Origin of the sequence: Streptomyces sp. NPDC058632 (assembly GCF_042717095.1) — a bacterium.
In the GTDB taxonomy this organism is placed as follows: domain Bacteria; phylum Actinomycetota; class Actinomycetes; order Streptomycetales; family Streptomycetaceae; genus Streptomyces.
The window spans coordinates 1-5,183 of sequence record NZ_JBHXQZ010000176.1 but is presented as its reverse complement, the minus strand read 5'-3'; the positions used below and the strand labels follow the sequence as shown (position 1 = coordinate 5,183).

Here is a 5,183-nt window from a genome sequence, read left to right as displayed (position 1 = left end):
CCCCGGGCCGGTGCCGTCACGCAACAGGAGGTGGACGGGGATCTCGGTGGTCGCCCCGGTGTGGATCACCCGCGCGGGCCGCCCCACCGCCGGGTGTTCGCTCCCGGCCGCGGGACGTCCGGATTCGGGAGTGCCGGGAGTGGTCAGGGCCATGTGTGCCTCCGGCCTCCGCGCCGGTGCACACCGCCGGGGCAGTCGCAGCAGCTCGCGGGATCGGCCTCCCCACACCCCGGGGACCCCCTGCGATCCGTGCGATCCATGCGAATCCCCTCACAGTTCCGGCCACATGGCCGACCACACGTTCCGTGGGATACCTCACACCTGTACACAAATGTCAGCTTCTCAACTCTCGGCAGGGAACGCACCCTGACGGTCCGAATGACGCAGTCGCGCCGATGCGGGCGGCGCGGGCGGACGGAATCCGGGAGCCCACCCCGGGCGGCGGTCGGAAGCACCCCGAGAGGTCCGGTAGAGTTGAGGCGTCAGTGAGCGCCGCTAGCTCAGTTGGTTAGAGCAGCTGACTCTTAATCAGCGGGTCCGGGGTTCGAGTCCCTGGCGGCGCACCGGCAGGACGGGCTCCTCGTGATCGAGGGGCCCGTCGCTTTTTGGCCGGAAACCCTCTCGTTTCCGCTGAACGCTCCCTCTTCACCGCACGTATGGAACATGGGCCCCACGTGACTCCCCCACCGGTCACAATGGGATCGTATGACCGGTGAGTGCCGGATGTCACACCTTGCGATCATGATGGAACCTGTACAGCCTGGACCCTTCACGATGCCGCGGGGTCGCGGCTGTTGGGGGGCCGGAAACCGGTTGCGGACGGGGCGGGGCGGGGGAACCCGCCCTCCGGGACATGCCGACGGGACGCACCGTGCAACCGAAAAGAGCGCTGCGCCGTGTCTATATGGTGTGGGTGACGTGGTGGCAGCGGTCTACCACTTGACACGTCCGTGAAGGTCGAGGGGGACCGGACGCGGGCGGAAGGAAGCGACGAAACACGCGGCTGGACCGTGTGTGGGGGGATGACACTCATGACGTCGACGCCGTCGGGCGCCCAGAGGGACGACGACCCGTCCCAGACCACCCAGCTCAGGGTGCCTGCGCACCGGACCGGAAACACGGGTGCCTTCCGCCGGATCAAGAAGACGCTGCCGAGATACGACTACGAGCACTACAGCCGGCTCTCAGGTCCCCTCACCCAGCCCGATCCGGGCAGGCCGTACACGGTGCAGTACCGCTCGCTGATCTCGCAGGAGCCGCACCGCATCCGCATCGCGCTGATGCTGGCCGCGGCCCCGCTGCTGTCGGTGGTGCTGCTGGTGTGGCTGCTCCAGCCCGCGCACTGGACGGAGCGCGACTACCCGGCGTTCGACTGGCTGCCCACCCTCGACGTCGTGATGCTCGTCTCGATCGGTCTGATCGAGCTCTTCCGCTGCCTGAACGTGCTGTCCAACGCGCACGCCACGCTGGTCGCCCGCGATCCGGTCCCCGTGGTGCCCGAGACCGGCACCCGGGTCGCCTTCCTCACCTCCTTCGTGCCCGGCAAGGAGCCGCTGGAGATGGTGACGAAGACCCTGGAGGCGGCCGTCAGGATCCGCCACCGGGGCACCATGCACGTCTGGCTGCTCGACGAGGGCGACGACCCCGAGGTGAAGGAGGTCTGCGCGCGCCTCGGTGTGCACCACTTCTCCCGCAAGGGCGTCGCGAAGTGGAACCAGGCCAAGGGCCCGCACCGAGCCAGGACCAAGCACGGCAACTACAACGCCTGGCTCGACGCGCACGGCGACGACTACGAGTTCTTCGCCTCGGTGGACACCGACCACGTCCCGCTGCCGAACTACCTGGAGCGGATGCTCGGCTTCTTCCGCGACCCGAACGTCGGCTTCGTCATCGGCCCGCAGGTCTACGGGAACTACGACAACTTCGTCACCAAGGCCGCCGAGTCGCAGCAGTTCCTCTTCCACGCGCTCATCCAGCGGGCCGGCAACCGCTACGGCTCCCCCATGTTCGTCGGCACGTCCAACGCCGTGCGCATCAAGGCGCTCCAGCAGATCGGCGGCCTGTACGACTCGATCACCGAGGACATGGCGACCGGCTTCGAGATGCACCGCGCCAAGAACCCGGCGACGGGCAGGAAGTGGCGCTCGGTCTACACCCCGGACGTGCTCGCGGTCGGCGAGGGCCCCAACGCCTGGACGGACTTCTTCACCCAGCAGATGCGCTGGTCCCGGGGGACGTACGAGACGATCCTCAAGCAGTACTGGAAGGGCTGGTACTCGCTGCCGCCGAGCAAGCTCTTCAACTACACCATGATGATCATCTTCTACCCGATGTCGGCCCTCAACTGGATCCTGGCCGCGCTGAGCTGTGCGCTGTTCCTGGGCCTGGGCGCCTCGGGTGTGAACATCGACCCCGCGGTCTGGCTGATGCTCTACGGCAACGCCTCCGCGCTCCAGATCGGCCTCTACATCTGGAACCGCCGCCACAACGTCTCCCCGCACGAGCCGGAGGGCTCCGGCGGTGTGGCCGGTATGGTCATGTCCGCGCTGTCGGCGCCGCTCTACGCGAAGGCGCTGATCGACTCCGTCCTGCGCCGCAAGAGCAAGTTCGTCGTCACGCCCAAGGGCGACTCGGCCAGCCCGGACACCTGGTTCGGCACCTTCCGGTACCACTGGTACTTCATCCTGATCTTCGGTGGCTCCATCGCCGCCGGTTTCGTCTACGGGCACTCGCACCCGGCGATGGTCATCTGGGCGACGTTCGCCCTGATGATCACGGCCGCACCCATGTTCGCCTGGCGGCACGGCATGCGTCAGGACAGGAAGAAGCCGCCCGGCGCCCACGCGGCGGGCCGGCACCCGGACGACCGGCCGGCGGCGGACCCGCCGAAGGACGTCGCCCACGAACCCGCGACGCAGCAGCTGCAGGTGCTCCCGCGCGTGCAGCAGCAGGCACCGCAGTACCGGGCTCAGGCGCAGGGGCAGCAGTACGGGCAGCCTCCGCACGCACAGCAGCAGCACGCCGCGCACGGCCGGCCGGACCGGCCCAGCTGGGCCGCCTCGCACGACGGACCGGAAGAACCGGGCGGAACGGGCGGAACGGGCGGAACGACAGGTGCCGGGAACAGCTCCGGCAACGACCAGACGATGCAGATCGCCCTGGGTGGACTTGGGGGACGTAAGGAATGAACGACCGTGCAGGCCGCCGTCGCGCCCGTCGGATCGCGATAGGCACGGCGGTGGTACTCGCGCTGGCCGGCATGAACGGGCCGTGGCTGTACCGCGAAGGGTCCGAGAAATACCACCAGTACAAGATCAATCAGCCGGAGTACAAGGCGGAGAACGGCCGCTGGGAGATCGTCGAGTTCCCGGAGGAGTACCGCCAGAACACCATTCACGCGGCGCTGCTGCGCACCGGCAAGGTGCTGCTCGTCGCGGGCTCCGGCAACGACCAGGACAACTTCGACGCCAAGCGGTACGACACCCGCATCTGGGACCCGGTCAAGGACACCATCAAGAAGGTGCCGACGCCGACCGACCTGTTCTGCACCGGCCACACCCAGCTCGCCAACGGCAATCTCCTGATCGCCGGCGGCACCAAGCGCTACGAGAAGCTCAAGGGTGACGTGAAGAAGGCCGGCGGCCTGATGCTCGTCAACAACGAGAACCCGGACAAGCCGATCACCCTGCCCGCGGGAACCAGGTTCACCGGCAAGGAGAACGGCAAGACCTTCGTCTCGAAGGACCCGGTGCTCGTCCCCCGCGCGGAGAAGGACTTCGACCCGGTGACCGGCGAGTTCCTGGGCACCACCCCGGGCGTCGGCCGGATCTACGTCGAGGCGCAGCAGGAAGGCGCCAAGTACGAGACCGGCACGCAGGACAACTACAAGGTGGCGGGCCTCTCCGGCGACGACGCCCAAAACACGTACGGCATCGCCGAGAAGCTCGCCCTGGACAAGAAGGACTTCCAGGGCATCCGGGACGCCTTCGAGTTCGACCCGGTGGCGGAGAAGTACATCAAGGTCGACCCGATGAAGGAGGCCCGCTGGTACCCGACGCTCACCACCCTGAGCGACGGAAAGATCCTCAGCGTCTCCGGCCTCGACGACATCGGCCAGCTCGTCCCGGGCAAGAACGAGGTCTACGACCCGGAGACCAAGAAGTGGACCTACACCGAGGAGGTCCGCCAGTTCCCGACCTATCCGGCGCTGTTCCTCATGCAGAACGGCAAGATCTTCTACTCGGGTGCGAACGCCGGCTACGGCCCCGACGACGTGGGCCGCGACCCGGGCGTCTGGGACGTGGAGACCAACAAGTTCACCAAGGTCCCCGGCCTGAGCGACGCCGACATGCTGGAGACGGCGAACACCGTGCTGCTGCCCCCGGCGCAGGACGAGAAGTACATGGTGATCGGCGGCGGCGGGGTCGGCGAGTCCCGGCTGTCCAGTGAGAAGACCCGGATCGTCGACCTCAAGGCCGACAGCCCGCGCTTCGAGGACGGCCCCTCCATGGACAAGGGCACCCGCTACCCGCAGGCCTCGGTCCTGCCCGACGACAGCGTGCTGATCGCGGGCGGTTCGGAGGACTACCGCGGGCGCGGTGCCTCCGACATCCTCGAGGCGCGGATCTACGACACGGCGAAGAACGAGCTCCGGCGCGTCGCCGACCCGCTGGTGGGCCGCAACTACCACTCCGGCTCGATCCTGCTGCCCGACGGCCGCGTGATGTTCTTCGGCTCGGACTCCCTCTACGGCGACAAGGCCAACACCAAGCCGGGCACGTTCGAGCAGCGCATCGAGATCTACACGCCGCCGTATCTCTACGGCGAGAACGAGCAGCCCGACCTGTCGGGCGGCCCGCAGACCATCGAGCACGGCGAGTCCGGCACCTTCACCTCGAAGGACGCCGCGTCGGTCGAGAAGGTCCGGCTGATCCGGCCGAGCGCCTCGACCCACGTCACCGACGTGGACCAGCGCTCCGTCGCCCTGGACTTCGAGGCCGACGGCGACCGGCTGACGGTGACCATGCCCAAGAGCCGGAACCTCGTCCAGGCGGGCTGGTACATGATGTTCGCCACCACCGCGGACGGGACACCGAGCAAGGCGCAGTGGGTGCGGGTGCCGTAGCAGCCGGCCGGTCCGCCCGCACGCGCCGGGGGGCGCCCCCCGTGGCGGGGGGCGCCCC

Annotated in this window: 2 protein-coding genes and 1 tRNA gene; all 3 read left to right on the top strand. The window is 68.3% G+C overall.

The window, feature by feature from the left end; genetic code table 11:
* Positions 1–489 precede the first annotated feature (489 nt).
* A tRNA-Lys gene (locus tag ACFWVE_RS34600) sits at positions 490–563 on the top strand.
* A 468-nt stretch (positions 564–1,031) separates the two neighbouring features.
* On the top strand, positions 1,032–3,188 hold the full coding sequence (locus ACFWVE_RS34595) for a glycosyltransferase family 2 protein (RefSeq protein WP_384023115.1): 2,157 nt from the start codon (positions 1,032–1,034) through the stop codon (positions 3,186–3,188).
* Positions 3,185–5,125 carry a galactose oxidase-like domain-containing protein gene (locus ACFWVE_RS34590; RefSeq protein ID WP_384023111.1) on the top strand — a complete coding sequence of 647 codons (1,941 nt, stop codon included), beginning with the start codon at positions 3,185–3,187 and terminating at the stop codon, positions 5,123–5,125. Before ACFWVE_RS34595 ends, ACFWVE_RS34590 begins: the two co-directional genes overlap by 4 nt.
* Positions 5,126–5,183: the final 58 nt, after the last annotated feature.

Bases quoted from the DNA above. Each gene is read 5' to 3' on its own strand.
- ACFWVE_RS34590 (WP_384023111.1), top strand. From the start codon at position 3,185: ATGAACGACCGTGCAGGCCGCCGTCGCGCCCGTCGGATCGCGATAGGC.
- ACFWVE_RS34595 (WP_384023115.1), top strand. From the start codon at position 1,032: ATGACGTCGACGCCGTCGGGCGCCCAGAGGGACGACGACCCGTCCCAG.